The organism is Iodidimonas sp. SYSU 1G8, from assembly GCF_039655775.1.
Taxonomy (GTDB): Bacteria; Pseudomonadota; Alphaproteobacteria; order SMXS01; family SMXS01; genus RI-34.
This window is the reverse complement of the sequence record NZ_JBBYXJ010000002.1, coordinates 1210619-1227536: the sequence shown is the minus strand read 5'-3', so window position 1 is coordinate 1227536 and position 16918 is coordinate 1210619. Positions and strand designations below refer to the sequence as shown.

General features: G+C 65.3%; 18 protein-coding genes and 1 riboswitch. Of the genes, 10 read left to right on the top strand and 8 right to left on the bottom strand.

The window, feature by feature from the left end:
* Positions 1 to 76 precede the first annotated feature (76 nt).
* Together WJU17_RS17000 and WJU17_RS16995 are read left to right on the top strand one after the other, a co-directional pair.
* Entirely contained in the window at positions 77 to 478 is a 402-nt protein-coding gene (locus WJU17_RS17000; protein ID WP_346328585.1) for a hypothetical protein, read from the top strand.
* A gap of 42 nt (positions 479 to 520) precedes the next feature.
* A riboswitch (cyclic di-GMP riboswitch) is annotated at positions 521 to 612 on the top strand.
* A gap of 57 nt (positions 613 to 669) precedes the next feature.
* On the top strand, positions 670 to 1368 hold the full coding sequence (locus tag WJU17_RS16995; RefSeq protein WP_346328584.1) for a transglutaminase-like cysteine peptidase: 699 nt from the start codon (positions 670 to 672) through the stop codon (positions 1366 to 1368).
* A 30-nt stretch (positions 1369 to 1398) separates the two neighbouring features.
* On the opposite strand, the gene WJU17_RS16990 is transcribed toward WJU17_RS16995, so the two are convergent.
* The 4 genes from WJU17_RS16990 to WJU17_RS16975 are packed head-to-tail and all read right to left on the bottom strand — an operon-like array spanning position 1399 to position 3897.
* Positions 1399 to 1944, bottom strand: a complete 546-nt coding sequence (locus WJU17_RS16990; RefSeq protein ID WP_346328583.1) for a hypothetical protein — start codon at positions 1942 to 1944, stop codon at positions 1399 to 1401.
* Positions 1941 to 2303: a hypothetical protein gene (locus WJU17_RS16985; RefSeq protein WP_346328582.1), complete on the bottom strand. Its 363-nt coding sequence runs from the start codon at positions 2301 to 2303 to the stop codon at positions 1941 to 1943. Before WJU17_RS16985 ends, WJU17_RS16990 begins: the two co-directional genes overlap by 4 nt.
* Positions 2300 to 3319: a flagellar motor switch protein FliM gene (gene fliM, locus WJU17_RS16980; protein ID WP_346328581.1), complete on the bottom strand. Its 1020-nt coding sequence runs from the start codon at positions 3317 to 3319 to the stop codon at positions 2300 to 2302. The genes WJU17_RS16985 and fliM overlap by 4 nt, the downstream gene beginning before the upstream one ends.
* Positions 3316 to 3897 (bottom strand): flagellar basal body-associated FliL family protein, encoded by a 582-nt coding sequence (locus WJU17_RS16975; RefSeq protein WP_346328580.1) that lies wholly within the window; start codon positions 3895 to 3897, stop codon positions 3316 to 3318. The genes fliM and WJU17_RS16975 overlap by 4 nt, the downstream gene beginning before the upstream one ends.
* An 88-nt stretch (positions 3898 to 3985) precedes the next feature.
* On the opposite strand from WJU17_RS16975, the gene WJU17_RS16970 reads away from it, so the two are divergent.
* The 7 genes from WJU17_RS16970 (at position 3986) to WJU17_RS16940 (ending at position 10036) form a co-directional block, all read left to right on the top strand.
* Positions 3986 to 4729 carry a flagellar hook-basal body complex protein gene (locus WJU17_RS16970; protein ID WP_346328579.1) on the top strand — a complete coding sequence of 248 codons (744 nt, stop codon included), beginning with the start codon at positions 3986 to 3988 and terminating at the stop codon, positions 4727 to 4729.
* 35 nt (positions 4730 to 4764) lie between these two features.
* Entirely contained in the window at positions 4765 to 5550 is a 786-nt protein-coding gene (gene flgG, locus WJU17_RS16965) for a flagellar basal-body rod protein FlgG (protein WP_346328578.1), read from the top strand.
* Positions 5551 to 5555: 5 nt separating this feature from the next.
* Positions 5556 to 6014, top strand: a complete 459-nt coding sequence (gene flgA, locus WJU17_RS16960; RefSeq protein ID WP_346328577.1) for a flagellar basal body P-ring formation chaperone FlgA — start codon at positions 5556 to 5558, stop codon at positions 6012 to 6014.
* A gap of 23 nt (positions 6015 to 6037) precedes the next feature.
* The gene (gene flgH / locus WJU17_RS16955; protein WP_346328576.1) at positions 6038 to 6796 is read left to right on the top strand and encodes a flagellar basal body L-ring protein FlgH; all 759 of its coding nucleotides are present in this window, start codon (positions 6038 to 6040) and stop codon (positions 6794 to 6796) included.
* 151 nt (positions 6797 to 6947) lie between these two features.
* The gene (locus WJU17_RS16950; RefSeq protein ID WP_346328575.1) at positions 6948 to 7769 is read left to right on the top strand and encodes a flagellin; all 822 of its coding nucleotides are present in this window, start codon (positions 6948 to 6950) and stop codon (positions 7767 to 7769) included.
* A gap of 125 nt (positions 7770 to 7894) precedes the next feature.
* Complete coding sequence (locus WJU17_RS16945) at positions 7895 to 8323, top strand: hypothetical protein (protein ID WP_346328574.1); 429 nt, start codon at positions 7895 to 7897, stop codon at positions 8321 to 8323.
* 126 nt (positions 8324 to 8449) lie between these two features.
* Positions 8450 to 10036 carry an HD domain-containing phosphohydrolase gene (locus WJU17_RS16940; RefSeq protein WP_346328573.1) on the top strand — a complete coding sequence of 529 codons (1587 nt, stop codon included), beginning with the start codon at positions 8450 to 8452 and terminating at the stop codon, positions 10034 to 10036.
* Here the strand turns inward: WJU17_RS16940 and WJU17_RS16935 are convergent.
* The gene (locus WJU17_RS16935; RefSeq protein WP_346328979.1) at positions 10002 to 11081 is read right to left on the bottom strand and encodes an HD-GYP domain-containing protein; all 1080 of its coding nucleotides are present in this window, start codon (positions 11079 to 11081) and stop codon (positions 10002 to 10004) included. The genes WJU17_RS16940 and WJU17_RS16935 overlap by 35 nt on opposite strands.
* A 345-nt stretch (positions 11082 to 11426) precedes the next feature.
* Here WJU17_RS16935 and WJU17_RS16930 point away from each other — a divergent pair, with 345 nt between their 5' ends.
* Positions 11427 to 12293, top strand: coding sequence for a Ku protein (locus tag WJU17_RS16930; RefSeq protein WP_346328572.1), 867 nt, complete (start codon positions 11427 to 11429; stop codon positions 12291 to 12293).
* On the opposite strand, the gene WJU17_RS16925 is transcribed toward WJU17_RS16930, so the two are convergent.
* The 3 genes from WJU17_RS16925 to WJU17_RS16915 all read right to left on the bottom strand — a co-directional run bounded on the left by WJU17_RS16925 (position 12290) and on the right by WJU17_RS16915 (position 16913).
* A complete protein-coding gene (locus tag WJU17_RS16925; RefSeq protein ID WP_346328571.1) occupies positions 12290 to 13093 on the bottom strand; it encodes a Ku protein in 804 nt (267 codons plus the stop codon). The two genes, WJU17_RS16930 and WJU17_RS16925, sit on opposite strands and share 4 nt — an antisense overlap.
* A gap of 10 nt (positions 13094 to 13103) precedes the next feature.
* Entirely contained in the window at positions 13104 to 15785 is a 2682-nt protein-coding gene (ligD, locus tag WJU17_RS16920) for a DNA ligase D (protein ID WP_346328570.1), read from the bottom strand.
* A 111-nt stretch (positions 15786 to 15896) separates the two neighbouring features.
* Positions 15897 to 16913 carry a DUF1206 domain-containing protein gene (locus WJU17_RS16915; protein ID WP_346328569.1) on the bottom strand — a complete coding sequence of 339 codons (1017 nt, stop codon included), beginning with the start codon at positions 16911 to 16913 and terminating at the stop codon, positions 15897 to 15899.
* Positions 16914 to 16918: the final 5 nt, after the last annotated feature.

Sequence of the window (16918 nt, the reverse complement as noted above, 5' to 3'; positions counted from 1 at the left end):
ACCTCCGAGGCTTGCACATCTCCTATTATAGGATGAACACATTCATCACCGGCCCCCCGCCGGACGGAGAGCCTCCATGTTACAAGCGCCCGTCATCGCCATGTTCCTGCTCGCGGCCCTGGCCCTGCCGGCCGGTACGGCCGCGGCATCGGAGACGGCCGATACCGCCAGCGCCTTCCTCACCCTCGAGGAGATCAGGACGCCGATCATCGACTCTTCGTCCATCGACGGCGTCATCCGGGTCAAGCTGGCGATCGAGCCGGCCGACTCCGCCGCCGCGGCTCTACTGACGCTGCACCTTCCCTTGCTGCGGGCGGCGGCGCTGGCGGCCGTGATCGAGTACGCGCATCTGGAGGCGTCCGGTTTCAAGCCGGTGAATTCCGAGCGGCTGCGGGCTGGTCTGACGCGCGCCCTGCAACGCGTCACTCCGGGCGTCGGCAAGGTGCTGATCCTGGAAGTGGGTGCTTTTCCGTCCTGACCACCGTACTGGGAAAAATTATCCTATAAATTATAGGATAAGCCTCGATAACGGCAAACCGTCGGAAACGGCGGGACGCAAAGTCACCGGCCCACCCGCGGATTTTCGTCCGCGCGGGCAGCGGGACCGCCGAAAGGATACCCAGGATGCCCCATTCCTCTCGCCTACTTCCGCGCGCGCTCACGGCATCCGTGGCCATTCTTACTCTCTGCACAGTCGCCAATCCCTGCGCCGCCGCTGAGCACGCCGGGGAACACCCCGTCCTGAGCAGCACCGGCCTGACCGGCGATCCACTCGCCGTCCCGCTGGGCGTCCGTTCCGTGATGCCGCTCGCGCTTGAGGATCTGGTCCAATGGAAGGAGCTGCTGGCGCGGCATGCCGCGTCGCTTGCCGCACCCGCACCCTGCCCTGATACGGCGGCGGACGCCTGTTTCGCCTCCTTCTGGAGCGAGACGGTCGCCGCCCTGATGCCGCTCCCGCGCAGCGAACAGCTGCGACGCGTCAACGAACTGGTGAACCACCTCTCCTATGCTCCCGATTCCAGCCTTTACGCTCAGGCGGATCACTGGGCCACGCCCGAAGAGATGTTCCATCGCGGCGCAGGCGACTGCGAGGATTTCGCGGCATTCAAATATTTTCTGCTGCGGGCCGTCGGTATTCCGGATGATCAGGTGCGTCTCGACATGGTGTCGCATGACGACCAGCCCCATATGCTGACCCTGGTCATGGTCGGCGACGCGGCCGTGCTCTTGGATAACATCGAACTGGAACCGGCGGCGCCATCTGAGTGGCCTCAATATCGGCCGGTCTATTCGCTCAGCGAACGCGGCGGCTGGTTGCTCGCGCCGGCCCGGAACGCGCCGGACAAAATCCAGCTTTCTGCGCGCTGACCCAGGGCACGCCGCCGGTCTCGCGGCGGCCTAGGGCACCAGCACCGGTTTCGCGGCGGGATCCTCGACGCGCGCCTCGATCGTGGCAGGTCGGCGATTGGCCAGGGACATGCTCAGCGCGGCGGCGCCGTCGGGTGTCATGCTGGCGAGGATCATGGCCATCGATCGCTCCCGCATGCGCTGGGAGACCTTCATCTGCACCTCCATGTCCAGCTTCTCGAAGACGACGGCCGCCTTGGCGGGCTTCATGGTCTGATAGATGCGGGCGAGATTGTCGAACTGTTCTTCCTTGTCCGGCGCCTCTGCGGGCTGCGGCGCGGCGGCGGGATCGGGCTGTGCCTGCTGCAGCGCCAGCAACCGTGCTTCCAGCGCCTGCGCCGCCTTCTCTCGCAACTCCAGGGCCCGCTGCTGCTCGGCCGCCTTTCGGTCGCGGTCGGCGATACTCTCCTGGATGGATACGCCAAGACGCGTCGGCGCCGGCGGTTCAACCTTGTCGGTGGTCAGCGCCATGCCGTGGGCAATCATGGACGCGCCCGCGCCCAGCGCCGTGACGACGAGCAGATAGGGCCGCTTCATGGGATCATCTCTTCCTCGCCCGCCACTTCGGGCAAGGCGGCCCGCGCCGTCACGTTCGCCGCTTCAACGATGCGTTCGGCCACCGCGTTCGCGATACCGACCATGATGGTCAGTTCCTCGCGCATCTCGAGACCCTCGGCGACGGTGCGGTTACTCTCGGCCAGTTCGTGCGACAGCACCTCCTTGAGGCGCCCGAGAACCCCGCGCGCCTCGGCGGTGGACCGGTCGAGCGAGTCCACCATGTCGCGCAAACCCGCCTCGCGCAGCGCCTTGAGGTTCCGCATCAGCCTCGCGCTCTGGATCAGGACGGCCCCGCACAAGAGCATGGTGAATACGTTGGTGATGACGGCGTAGCTCATTGCGCATGCCCCTTGGCTATATCGTTGGTCATGGAAACGGCGACGTTGCCAGAGCGCTGGCCGATAAAGGCGCGCCCGAGCGGCACCCCGGCGCAGCGCACCTCCAGCGGCTCGTCCGGACCGTCCTCGAAGCGGATGGCGTCGCCGACAGCCAGCTTCATCAGCGACTCCAGCGACATCAGGCGTTCGCCCAGCACCACGTCCAGCGTGACCTCGGTGCGGCGGATCTCGTTGACCATGTGGCTTTCCCAGATGTTCAGCCTGCCAGTCTTCTCGCCCATGAACCGCTGGAGCAGCTTTTCCCGCACCGGCTCCAGCGTGGCATACGGCAACAGGACGTTGAACGTGCCGCCCCGCGCATCCATGTCGACGCGGAAACTGGCGACGGCGGCCACATTGCTCGGGCCGGCGATGGCGGCGAAGCGGGGACTGGTCTCGATCCGGTCAAGAACCATCTGGATACGCGAGAGGGGCTCGAAGGCGACCGCCAGGTCGTTCAGTGCCAGACGCACCATGCGGGCGACCAGAGCGGTCTCGATGGTGGTGAACGCACGTCCCTCCACCCGCAGCGGCGCATTTCCCTTGCGACCGCCCAGCAGGGCATCGACCACCGAATAGATCAGGTTGGAATCCACGGTGATGATGCCGTAATTGTCCCACTCCGGGATGCTGAACACGGCGATCATCGCCGGCAGCGAAACACGGTTCATGAACTCCCCGAACCGCATGGAGGTGATTTCCTCCAGCGTGACCTCGATGGAATCCGACGTCATGTTCCGCAGGCTGGTCGCGAAGGTCCGGACCATGCGGTCATAGATCACCTCGAGCATGGGCAACCTTTCGTGGCTGACCACGTCGGATTCTATGACGGCGCGCAAGCCCTTTTTCGGGCTGACGGGCGCCACGGAGTCGAAGTCGAACAAGGCGTCGATACCGGCCTGATCGAACCTTTCAGGACCATCCTGCGCCGCGGCGTGCGGCTCAGGCAGTGCGATGTCGTCAAAATCGTCGCTCATTGTTGGATCAGATCCTGTATCAGCACATCACGAGCCGCGCCGGCGCTGACCTGTGTAGCCGTCCGGGCGAGCATTTCTTCCTTGAGCCGGTAGACTGCGGCGGAACCCGCAAGGTCTTCCGGGCGAAGCTCCCGCAGGAAAGGCTGCAGGGCATCGAGGATCGAGGGCAGCCGGGCGGTGATCTCGGCGCCCTTTTCGGCATCCGCCGCGACGATGACGAAATGCAGCTTCAGATATCCCGGCTGCCCGCCCAGGCCGCGCAGATTCACCACCATCGCCGGGACATCCACGTAAATGGGGGGCTCCGCCGCGTGGTCTTCGGCCGGCGGGGCCGCCGCATCCTCGTGCCCCTCCGCTGCCGGTGTGGGGCCGCCCAGCACGAAGAAGGCGCCCGCGCCGCCTGCGGCGAGCAGAACCACCGCGGCACCTGTCAGGATCAGCCTCTTGCGTTTGCCCGGCTTGGCCGCCGTCGGAACTGCGGCCGGCTCGGCGTCCTCGCGGTCCAGATCTTCAGTTGTCATGCCTCGTTCCAGTTCCGTCGGCCTGCCTGCGTCATTCGAAGGCGTCGGCGCGATCATCTTTCCGCATTTTTTCCTATTATAGGATAACCGCACGGCAAAAACTGCCTAGTGCGGCTAGATCGTGGAATTTCTGGATAACGCGCGAATGGACATCTCATCCTACGTACTCCTCAGTCAGGAGCAGGCCCTGCGCCGGCGCCTCGATGTCGTCTCCAACAATTTGGCGAACAGCGGCACCGTCGGCTTCAAACGTGAACAGGCCGTCTTTCATGAATATGTCGAGACCAGCCCCGACGCCGTGGTCGAGGATGCGCGCAACACATCCTTCGTGCTCGACTACGGCACCGTGCAGGACCTGACGCAGGGCGGCTTCCAGTCCACCGGCAATGCTCTCGATGTCATGATCGAAGGCCCCGGCTATCTCAGTGTCGAGGGTCCGGACGGGACGCCGCTCTATACGCGGGCCGGTTTCGTCCGTGTCCTCTCGACAGGCGAGCTGGGAACCGCCGGCGGACAGCGCCTGCTGGGCGAAGGCGACCAGCCCATCAGCATTCCGCCCGATCAGGTGAACCAGATCTCGGTCGGCGCCGACGGCACCGTGATGGGGCCACAAGGATCCCTGGGCAGGCTGACCGTCACCCGCTTCGCCAATGATGGCGGGCTCGAGGAAAGGGGCAACGGTCTGCTGGCCGGTACCGGAGGGACGGTGCTCCCCGCCGAGGAAACGCGGCTCAAGGCGGGCGGCGTCGAAGGCTCCAACGTGCAGCCCGTGGCCGAGACCACCGCCATGGTGGAGATTCTCCGCTCCTACCAGAACAGCGCGCGCATGTCGCAGGACCTCGGCGACATGCGCCAGCGCGCCATCGACAGGCTTGGCCGCGTCAACTGACCGGCGCCCACCATTCGTTTCAGGAAAGGAACACCATGCGCTCCCTCTCAATCGCGGCGACCGGCATGCTGGCGCAGCAGACCAACGTGGACGTGATCTCCAACAATATCGCCAACATGAACACGACCGCGTTCAAGCGCCAGCGGGCGGAATTTCAGGACCTGCTCTACCAGCAGGTCGAGCGGCCGGGCGCGGCGGCAGGCGGCACGGATTCCCTCACTCCCTCCGGCATTCAGATCGGCGCTGGCGTGAAGACCGGCGGCGTTTACCGGATCGCCGAACAGGGCGCGCTGACCCAGACCTCCAACCGGTACGACCTTGCGATCGACGGTCAGGGCTATTTCCAGGTCGAGTTGCCCAGCGGCGAGACCGCCTATACCCGGGCGGGCTCGTTCCAGGTGTCCGATCAGGGCGAGCTGGTGACCAATGAAGGCTACCGGGTTCAGCCCGGCGTGACCGTGCCCCAGGGTGTCGTCGATGTGATCGTCTCCAAGACGGGCGAGGTCCAGGTGAAACTGGCCGACTCTCCCGATCTGCAGACCGTCGGACAGATCCAGCTCGCCACCTTCGTCAACGATGCCGGCCTCGAGGCCATGGGATCCAGCCTGTTCAAGGAAACCCCGGCCTCCGGGCAGCCGACGGTCGCCTCGCCCGGCGAGCCCGGCTTTGGTGGTCTCACCCAGGGCTTCCTGGAAGCCTCCAACGTCAATCCGGTGTCCGAGATCACCGCCCTCATCACGGCCCAGCGCGCCTACGAGATGAACAGCCGCGTCGTCAAGACGGTCGACGAGCTCCTCGCCACGACCACGCAGCTCCGGTAAGCGCCATGCCCCGGTTCCTGATCTGCGCCGCTGTTTTCATCGCCTTGGCCGGCCCCGCCGTCGCCAGCCCGGTCCCCGCCGAGCCGGTCGAGGTTCCCGTCCTCGCGCGGGCCGTCGAAAAGGGCGAGACCCTAGAGGAAGCCGACTTCACCAGCGAACAGCGCGGGCCCAACGAAGTCAGGGGCGCGCTGGCACTGTCTGCCGCCGTCGGCATGGAAGCAAGGCGAAGGCTGAATGTCGGCGCCGTCCTGCGGGCCAGCGACGTCATGCCGCCCCAGATGGTAAGGCGCGGCGAACCCGTCAACATCCTGGTCGCCCGGGGCGGACTGTCGATTTCCGCCATGGGCCGCGCCCTGTCGGGCGGCGCCGTCGGCGATCAGGTCCGCGTCGTCAGCACCAGCACCAACCGCACGCTCGAGGCGACGGTTTCCGGACCGGGCGTCGTCAACATCATGGCGCCGTGATCGCGCCGGGAAAGGACACATTCATGAACCGCGCCGTTCTCATTCTCTCGGCTGCCGCGCTTCTGTCGGGCTGCAGCGTCGCATCCCAGCTCTCCAATGTCGGCCGCGCGCCAAAGATGACCGCGCCCGAGCAATCCGAAGTCCCGGTCGTCGAAGCCTCGCTGGCCATGCAGGGCGCCGCCGCGCGGACCGGCGCCGCCGCGCCGCCGCCGGTTCCCGCCACCAGCGCCTCGCTGTTCCGGACCGGCGCCGGTGCGTTCTTTCACGACCAGCGCGCCTCGCGCATTGGCGACATCCTCACCGTCCGGATCAAGATCTCGGACAAGGCCGAAGTGGGCAACTCGACCACCCGTTCGCGTTCCGGTTCGGAAACCGCCGATCTCGGCGCGCTCCTTGGCCTGGAATCGCAGATCACCAAGGTGCTGCCGGGCAGCGTCGATCCATCGAAACTGGTCGATACCAGCACCAAATCCCAATCCGGCGGCGCGGGAAGCATGTCGCGCAGCGAGAAGATCGACATGACCATGGCCGCCATCGTCACCGGCGTCCTGCCCAACGGCAATCTGCTGATCCGGGGCCGCCAGGAAGTCCGGGTGAACTTCGAGCTGCGCGAGGTCATCGTCACCGGCATCGTCAGGCCGGAGGACATCGCCCGCGACAATAGCATCGCCCATAGCCAGATCGCCGAGGCACGCATCAGCTATGGCGGCCGCGGCCAGCTGACCGATGCCCAGCAGGCCCGCTGGGGCCAGCAGATCTACGACGCCCTGTTCCCCTTCTGATGCCATGGCGAAAAACTCGCCGGACCGTTTGGGTGGCGCCTCAATTTTTCCTATAAAATAATTACGATCCGATAATCATCGGGCGTCGAGGGCCAGCGCTTCTGGCCCAGGGCGCGAGAATGCGACCCCTTATCCTAGAAAGGAAACGACTATGGGCTTTTCTGTAAATACCAACACCGGTGCGATGGCTGCCCTCCAGAGCCTCGCCGACACCAACCGCGGCATGTCCACCGTCCAGAGCCGGATCAATACCGGTCTGAACGTGGCCTCGACCAAGGATGACTCGGCATCGTTCACCATCGCCCAGACGCTTCGCGGCGACCTGGGCGGCCTGAAGTCGGTCGGCTCCTCGCTGAGCCGCGCCAAGAGCGCGACCGACGTGGCTGTTGCCGGTGCGGAACAGATCTCGGACCTCGTCAACCAGATGAAGGCCAAGGCCTACGAAGCCGCCGACGAAGGCGTGGATACGGCCAGCCGTGACGCGATGGGCAAGGACTTCGACGCTCTCAAGGCGCAGATCCAGACCATCGTGGACTCCTCGGAGTTCAACGGCACCAATCTGCTGAAGGCCGGCGGCGGCGAAGTCAAGGCGCTGCAGTCCCTGGATACGGCCGGCGCGACGCTGGACGTAGCCAACCAGGACTTCAATGCCTCGGTGATCACCGCCATCGGCGCGACGTTCACGGACGCGGCCACCGCCAAGACCATGATCGGCACGCTGGACACGGTCGCCAGTGACGTCAAGAACAGCCTCAGCACGCTGGGCTCGGCGTCGCGCAAGATCGACGGACAGGCCTCCTTCGTGAGCAAGCTGTCCGACGTGATCGAAGGCGGCATCGGCAACCTCGTCGATGCCGACCTGGCCAAGGAGTCGGCGAAACTGCAAGCCCTGCAGGTCAAGCAGCAGCTGGGCGTGCAGGCTCTGTCCATCGCCAACCAGGCGCCGCAGAGCATCATGTCGCTCTTCCGTTAAGAGCGACAGGGTTCCCTTCTCCCCCCCCTCGGAGGGAACCATGCCGGAAGGACCGGGGCGGGCCACGCCCGTCCCGGTTTTTTCCGCCCCGCGCCAGAAGGCCGCGCCCCAAAGGAGCACCGGGCATGTTATCGCATTCCCGTATTCGCGAACTGAGCGACACGACGGGCGTCAGAATCCGGGTCAGCATCGACGATAGCTGGAGCGGCCTTGTCGTCGTCCTGGAACGACCGGACCTGCCGGCGCCGCAATCCGCCGTTCTCGACGCCTATGGCGCGGAGATGCTCGCCGGCTACATCATGGCGGCCCGCCTCGCTCTGCCGGATGCCCTTGGCTCCGAACAGGTCGATGGCCTGTGGGCCGCCGAACTCAGTCTTCTTCAGGACATCGACCATATCATCCTGGTCCGCCAGACCGAGGCAGGCCGGAGCATTGCCCTTCCCTTCGCGTTCTGGGACAGGCTTTATGCCGAATTATGCCTGCTGATCCCAAGGGTACGGGCCCATGCGGCGGCAACTCCCTCGCCCCAGAGCGGGTTCCGGGTTCTTCACTGACCTCGCGGAAATGTGGTCTGCAACACGTGGATCGATCGGCTAGGATAGGTGACGCGGCGGGACCCTTAACGCACGCGCCATATTCCAGGCGCGTCATGTTCCGCTGCAGGTGAGGGCGCCCGACCGATGATTCGTAGAAGCACGCCGACGCGATTTGCCGATGGCATGGAGCTGCTCGGCGCCGTCTGGGATCATGTGGGCGAAGCGCTTCTGCTGACGGATGCCGAAACCGGCATCATCGTCGACGCCAACCGCAAGGCCGAGGATATGACGGGCATCGATCTGCACCAGCTGATCGGTATGCCCCAGGCCGATCTTCATCCCCTGACCCAGCGTGAAGCAGCCGCCGCGGTTTTCGCGGCGGCGGATGAAAATGCCGGTTTCGCCTTCCGGCGCCACATCGCGCGAGCGGACGGGGTCTTGCTTCCCGTCGATGTTACCAGCAGCGAAGTCCTCCATCTCGGGCGAGGCCCGACCGTCGTGACGAGCCTTCACCACACCTTGAAAAGATTGAGCGAAGACGATGAGGCGGACCGTCTCAACCTCGCCCTCACCGCCGTGTACGAAGCGACCAAGGAACGCGCGCGCGCCGATACGCTCGAGGATCTCGACCGGGTGACCTGCGAGGGCGTGGTGTCGGCCGGCGGCTACGCGCTTTGCTGGATCGGTTGGGCGGACCAGGAGGACATGTCGGTGCGGGTGGCGGCGGCCGCCGGCGCCTCTCGCGCCTATGTGGAGGGACTGGAACTGTCATGGGCTGATGTTCCCATGGGCCGGGGTCCGGCAGGCACGGCCATCAGAAGAGGCCGGTTTCAGATTACCAACGATGTGCTTGCCGACACTGGTTACGGCCCATGGCGAGACCATGCGCTGCAGCATGGCATCCGGTCGCTGCTGTCCATGCCGCTCATGGAGGACGGGCGCGCGATTGGTGCCTTTACGGTTGGATCGAAGCATCCCAATGCCTTCACCTCGGGCGAGATCGACCTGTTCCAGCAATTTGCCGCGGCGCATATGACCGCGTTGGGTGGCCTCAAGGCGAAGCGTGCCTATGCCGATCAGGTTGCCAAGAACGAGGCAGCGGCGGAGCGGATCGAACGGGCCCTGGAGCAGGCGGTCGAAACCCTGTCCGAGGCGCTGAGCGGACGTGATCCGTATACGGCCGATCATCAGCGGCGTGTCGCTGACATGGCCGACCGGATCGCCGTCCGGATGGATCTGGCGCCGCAGCGACGGCGGGTGCTGCGGCTCGCCGCCATGGTGCACGACATCGGCAAGATACAGGTGCCCGTCGAATTGCTGACGCGACCGGGCCGGTTGAAGCCGGTTGAATTGCAGATCATCCGCCGTCATGCGAAGGCGACCCTGGACATTCTGGGGAAAATCGACTGGCCGTGGCCGCTTGCGGAGATTGCCTCCCAACATCACGAACGGATGGATGGGTCCGGTTATCCGCTCGGCCTGAAGGGCGATCAGTTGTTGCTGGAAGGAAAGATTCTGGCCGTCGCCGACATCGTCGAATCCATGTCGACCGATCGTCCCTACCGCCAGGCCCTGGGCATGGAAGCGGCTTTGGCCGAGATTCGGCGGCAGGCCGGCGCCAAACTGGACCCCGACGTGGTCGCCGCGGCCATCGACGTGTTCGGTGACACCTCGGCCGCCCCGCTTGCCGCCGGCGCTACGGACGTGGAAACGCGTAGCTACCCCGCGTGAAGAGGCCGATGCAGGTGTCGACGATCCGCGGATCGAGGCTGGTGCCCGCCATCGCGCGCAGTTCCTCCAGCGCCGGTCCGACGGAAAGCGGCGCCCGAAAGGGTCTGAACGACGTCAGCGCATCCATGACATCGGCGACCCTCAGGATTCGGGCCTCGATACGGATCTCCTCGCCGGCCAGCCCCCCGGGATAACCGCTGCCGTCGACATTTTCATGATGCTGCAGGACGATCTCGGCGACGGGCCACGGAAAATCGATGGTCTTGAGGATCTCGTAGCCGGTCTCCGGATGCATGCGCACCAGATCGAACTCCGCGCTGCTGAGCGGTCCCGGACGGGAGATGATTTCTCCGGGCACCTGGATCTGCCCGATATCATGGACCAGGCTTGCCAGTTCCAGTCCTTCGACTTGAGCCGGCTCCAGGCCCAGGTCACGGCCGATCGCCACCGCGAGGTGGGCCACCCTCTGCTGGTGCTCGGCCGTGGGCATGTCCCTTTGCATGACCACTTCGCCCAGGGCCCGAACCGCCTGCTTCAGCACGCCGCTCAACCGGTTGCGGCCATCTAGCGCGGCGCGCAGCGCGGCCTCACGCGTCAGATACAGGGACATCAACGCCCCGAGGAGGAAGGTGGAGACGACCTGTACGCCGAATATGCCGACATCGACTTCCCGGGTCACCTCGAAGCCGCTCGCGCCTCCGACGAAGAACAGAGAGAGCGCCTCGATCATGCCGACGACAAGGGCGACCACCCCAAGCTGGCCCCAATCGCCCCGCTGCACCGGCCGCCACCGCGCGAATGCCGCAACCACCCCGTAGCAGGCGGCCCAGTCCAGCAACATGCCGGCCGCGCCGGCCAAAGCCCCCTCGCCGCCCATCAGCAGGCGCGCGGCGGCGCCGGCCAGGCTGGTCGCCAAACCCACCCACACCGTCCCGCCAAACACGGTCGCCACCGCGATGACGGCGCCGCGCGCATCGATGAACACGCCTGTTGCGGCTTCGACGCCGGTCATCAGCGCCAGGATCAGCATGGCCGAATACAACACGGCCTGATGCCACGGTCGACCTTGAAGGAGATCGAACCGACGCGCCAGCGCGTCCGCCACCACGAACGCGGCGAAGAAAGCAATGACGACCCCGATCAGGTCGATATAGAGGTGAATGGCCAGTCCGCGTCCCCTCGCTTCCTAAGGTCAGCTTATCATAGGCGGGAGTTGGCGCGTACCGCATCGATCGTCAGAACATAACTCCGGTAATCTGACACCACTGTTGCGTCCGGTCGGATCGGCGTATCCGGCTACCTTGTTCGCTGGGCATGGGGGAGAGCAGGCCGCCGAATGGAACCGCCGCCTTGGCCGTCCGTTATCGACGGTGTCCGGAGAATGGAAATCATGGCGATACGTGCGCAATGGAAGGGGTTCCTGAAGCTCGGTCTGCTGACCTGCCCGGTCGCGTTGTACACGGCCTCCTCCAAATCCGATCGCATCTCCCTCCACACCCTCAACCGGGCGACCGGCCATCGGGTGAAACGGGAATATGTGGACGAAGCGACAGGAAAGCCCGTCGAGCGGGATGAGCAGGTCAAGGGCTACGAAATCGACAAGGACGAATATCTCATCCTGACCCAGGAAGAGATTGACGCGGCGGTTCCCGAAAGCACCAAGACCATCGACATCGAGGCCTTCGTCGATTGCCATGAGCTCGACGATACCTACATGGGCAACCCGTACTACCTGGCCCCCTCTGGAAAGCCCGCGCAGGAGGCTTTTGCCCTGATACGCGACGCCATGCGGGCCAGAAAGGTCGTGGGCATCGCACGGACCGTGCTGTTCCGACGCGACCGCGTATTGATGATCAGGCCCGAGCATGACGGTATCCTCGTCAGGCTGATGCGCTTCGACTACGAGGTACGCCCCGCCGCCGAGGTGTTCGAGACCGTGCCCGCCAGCAAGGTGACCGGCGAAATGCTGGAACTGGCCGAACACATCATCGACACCAAGAAGGGCAGCTTCCACATCGAGGAGTTCGAGGACCGCTACGAGACCGCGCTGGCCGATCTGATCAAGGCCAAGCAGGCGGGCCGCAAGATCAAGGCGCCGGCGCCGCCGAAGAAAGGCAACGTCGTCAGCTTGCTTGATGCCCTGCGCGAGAGCGCCGGCAAGGCTGCCCCCAATCCGAAACCGGCCAAGCCGGCCGCGAAGGCGAAACCCGCGCCGAAGCGGGCGGCGAAGGCGCCAGCCCGCCGCAAGGCCAGCTAACGCTTCTTCGCCTTCGTTTCCTTGGCGATGCTTGCCTTCAGCGCATCCATGATATTGATCACGTTGCCGTCCGCGGGCGCCTTCTCGGCCTTGGGCTTGCGCGGCTTCTTACCCTTCTGTTTCGCCTCGATCAGGTCGAGAAGCTCCTGCTGGACGCGGTCGCCCAGTAGCGCCGTGTCCCACGTCACCGTGCGTTCCTCGATGACCGAAAGCGCGAGTTTCAGGGCGTCTGCCCGGGACTTGCCCTCCTTGATCTCGCCGAAATACGCCTCCGGATCACGAACCTCATCCGCCTGGCGCAGGCTCCAGAGGATGATGCCGCTGTCCCGCGGCTCCAGCATGACGGCACGCTCGCGGCGGTACAGTACGAGACGCGAGATGCCCACCATGCCGGTTTCGGCCATGGCCTCGCGGATGACGCTGAACGCCTCTTCCCCAACCTCGCCGTCCGGCGTCAGGTAATGGGCGTTCTCCAGCCAGATGCTGTCGATCTCGTCCTTGGGGACGAACTTCTCGATGTCGATCGTGTGGGTCGTCTCAAGCGCCACCGCGTCCAGTTCCTCGTCCTCCAGCATGACGTACTTGCTGTCGGCCACTTCGAAGCCCTTCACCTCGTCACCCGGATCCACGTCGTCGCCCGTGACGCTGTCGATGTACTGGCTGCGGATGCGGTTGCCCGTCTTGGCGTTGATCGTGTGAAAGCTGACCCGCTCGGCCTGGGTGACGGCCGGGGTCATGGCCACCGGACAGGTAACCAGCGAAAGCTTGAGGTAACCCTTCCAGAATGAACGCGGTGGCATGATGCGCTCCCTATATTGATCCGCCGTTAACGCGGTCCGTGGCGCCGCGTTCCTTCTGCAGCTTTTTCGCGGCATCGAGCAGGGGCCGCTCGGCATCCCGGTATCCTTCCCAGGGATCGCTCTTTTTCAACAGTTTCGGGACGGTCCTGATCGTGAACCGCTGGGGATCGAGCGTCGCGCGCACCTGGCTCCACCCGATCGGCATCGACACGGTCGCGCCGTCCCGCGCGCGCGCCGAAAGCGGCGCCACGGCGGTGGCGGTCCTGTCATTGCGCAGATAGTCGAGGAATATCCGGCCGGTACGCTTGCTCTTGGCCATGTTGACGACGTAGCGGTCCGGATCGTCCCGCGCCATCTGGCGGCACACGTCCTGCGCGAATGCCTTCGCCTCCGCCCATGTCAGGCCGCCGCGCTTCGGCTTGGTAAGCGGTGTGACCACATGCAGTCCCTTGCCGCCCGTCGTCTTGCAGAACGTGGAAAGGCCCAGCGCCTCGAGCCGCTCCTTGATCTCCAGGGCAGCCTTCACGACGGCCTTGAAGTCCACGTCGGGGGCGGGATCGAGATCGAACACCAGCCGGCCCGGCACGTCCGGCGCGCCCGGCTGGCAGTTCCAGGGATGAAGTTCGATGGCGCCAAGCTGCGCCAAGGCCGCCAGCGCCTCGACCCGGTCGATCTGAAGATACGGCTTCTTGTCGCCGGACACCTCGACCATGCTGAACAGGGCGGATGCACCGGGCATGGCGTGCCGCTGGAAGAACTGCTCGCCGCCGATCCCGTCGGGCGCGCGCACGATGGAGCACGGCCTCCCCTTGATGTGAGGAAGCATCCGGTCCGCCACCGTTTCCAGGTACGTCGCGTAATCGAGCTTGGTCAGCGGCCCCTTGTCGTCGGCGGGCCACAAAGGCTTTTCGGGGTGCGAGATCACCACGCCCATCACCTCGGCCCGGCCGTGCTTGCGCACGATGGCCGGCTTGGCTGGCGCGGTGTCGGCCGGGGCCGGCAGTTCCGCCTCGATCTCGGCGGCGGGTTTGTCCTCGCGCAATCCCTTGAACGAAGCCTGGCGTACACTGCCGTCACCGGTCCAGCCGGCGAAGGCGATTTCCGCGACCAGTTCGGGCCGGGTCCAGTGGATACCGCGTCCATTGCGCGGCTTGTTCTTGCCGCCAAAGGGATTGGTCTCCGATTCAACGGCTTTCAGCCGCGGCAGCAGGGTGCGGACCTTGGCCTCGCCATAGCCCGTGCCGACGCGGCCCACATGAACCAGGTGGTCGCCGCGGTGGACGCCGACGATCAGCGAGCGGAACCGGCCATTCGTCTCGGTCCAGCCGCCGATGACGACCTCCTGGCCGCCCCGGCACTTCGCCTTTGTCCAGGTGTCGGTCCGGCCCGATCGATAAGGCGCGTCGGCGCGCTTGGAGACGATGCCCTCCAGATCGAGCTTGCAGGCCGACCGCAGCACCGCGTCGCCGGTGGTCTCCAGATGCTCCACATATTTCAGGCGAGGCTCGGCTTTCTGTGCGGCCAGCATTTTTTCCAACGCGGCCTTTCGCTCGACCAGGGGTTTGTCCCGCAGGTCCTCACCGTCCAGAAACAGCAGGTCGAACATGAAATAGGCCAGGTCGTCCGTCTTGCCTTCCGAAATGGCCGCCTGCAGGGCCGGGAAATCGGGCGCGCCATATTCATCCAGCGCGACGATCTCGCCATCGATGATCGCGTCTGGCAGGCGCGCGCCGGCCTTGGCGATGGCACTGAACTTGCGGCTCCAGTCCAGGCCCTTGCGCGTTCTCAGCACCGCCTTGCCGTCCGACACGTGCATCTGGATCCTGTATCCGTCGAACTTGATCTCGTGCACCCAATCGTCGCCTTCGGGCGGACGGGAGACGGTCTTGCAGAGCTGAAACTCCACGAAGAAGGGCGACTTGCCCCCCGTGCGCTTGGCCTTCGCCGTTTTGGGCGCCCTGGCCTGCTTTGCCGGATCTCCGGTGCTGCCGGGGCTCTCCTTCGAATGCCACACCGCATCTGCCGCCGCGATCTCGGTCCCGGTGTCCAGCATGAATGGCTTTGGCGCCTTGCCCTTGCCGGCGGCGATCTGCGCCATGGAACGGCCCGACGCGACGGACTTCTCCTCAACCAGCGCGGCGTCGCCGGCGCCTTCGCGCGCGGCGTCGTCACGATGCTTGATCAGCAGCCAGTTGTTCCGTTTGCTCCGCTCCCGGTCCTTGCGCAGACGCACGAGCACCCAGCTTCCACCGAGACGTTTGCCGGAGAGCGTGAACTTGAGTTCGCCCTTCTGCAGCGCCCGTGCCGGAGAGCCATCGCCTTCCGGTTCCCAGAATCCCCGATCCCAGAGCTGGACGGTGCCGCCGCCATATTGGCCCTTCGGGATCGTGCCCTCGAAATCCCCGTAGTCCAGCGGGTGGTCCTCGACTTCGACCGCGAGACGCTTGTCGTGCGGATCCAGGCTCGGTCCCTTGGTCACAGCCCAGGATTTGAAGACGCCATCCAGTTCGAGCCGAAGGTCGTAATGAAGACGCGTCGCCGCGTGCTTCTGGATCACGAAACGCAGACGGTCCGAGCCTTTCACGGCCGACTCGCCGCTCGGCTCAGCCGTCACGCTGAAATCTCGCATGGACTGGTACTTGCCCAGCTTTTGCTTCGCCGGCTCGGTGTCAGCCTTTCCTCGGATTTTCATGGCCATCGGCTACCTCCAGGACTGACTCCGCGAACACCCGCGCCGGACGATGGTTCCACGGGTCCGTTTCCCGCCGACGGGATGCTCCGGAGACTTGAGGCCGCCCTCGTCTCACCGCCCACTTCGGGCGGGGTTGTCGATCGACCGGTAGCGGGCCTCGATCAGGCTGAAGATACCGAACATCAACAGGCCGGCCGCGACCACGGTCTGTGCCGTGGCGGGCAGCGCGGCGATCGCGTCCCCCATGCCGCCCGCCTGCGCGGCGCTCTCCGTTATCATGGCGCGCCAGAAGAAGATCCCGACCAGGACGAACACCACGCCTCTCGCCGCGAAGCCGGCGCGTCCCGCCCACTTGATCCACGCTTTCCCCGCGACGCGCGGTTCGAGATGCTTGAGAAACCCGAGTTTGATCGCGCTGACGAACTGGTAGAGCCCCACCGCCATCACGGCGACCGCCGCAATGCCGAGGGCCCATTCACCGCCAGCCATTCCCAGCGCCGTCGAGGCGCCCGCCTCGGTGCTGTCGCCGCCTTCCGCACCGAGTCCGAGAGCCAGCTTGCAGGCCGAAAAGCTCAAGCCGAGATGGATAAGACCGCTGACGCCGCCGCCGATGCGTTTGGCAAGTCCCTTGGCGGATGTCCCGTGACCCGCACTGTCCATGAACGCTTCCAGGAGCCGCCAGACCCCGTACGCGGCGAAGCCCAGCGCCATGATACCCAACAGGACACGGCCCAGGCCGCTCTCCAGATGCTCGAGCGCCTCCGAGCCGTCTTGCGCCAGACCGAACGTCAGCGCGAAATACGCGACGAGCAGGTACATCACGCCTCGTGCCGCGAATCCCACCCGGGTCGCGACAAGCAATGGCCGACTATCCACAAGCTCCCTCCCACAAAAAGAAACTGGGCTGATCTCCGGCACGACTGGGAGTTTGAAGCCCATGGAACGAATGGAGGCTTGGGTGTCGAGCCGGTTCACATGCCTTCGCCCACCGCTAACGAGCAGCATCCCGCCTTGTTCCGATGCAGGGCGCGGCCGCACGCTGGAAGCCGGGACCGCGAGGAAGGCCATGACAATGGCGATCCGGTCGATATAGACCAGACGGACCAGATGCGCCCCTGCGGCGCCCATCGGCT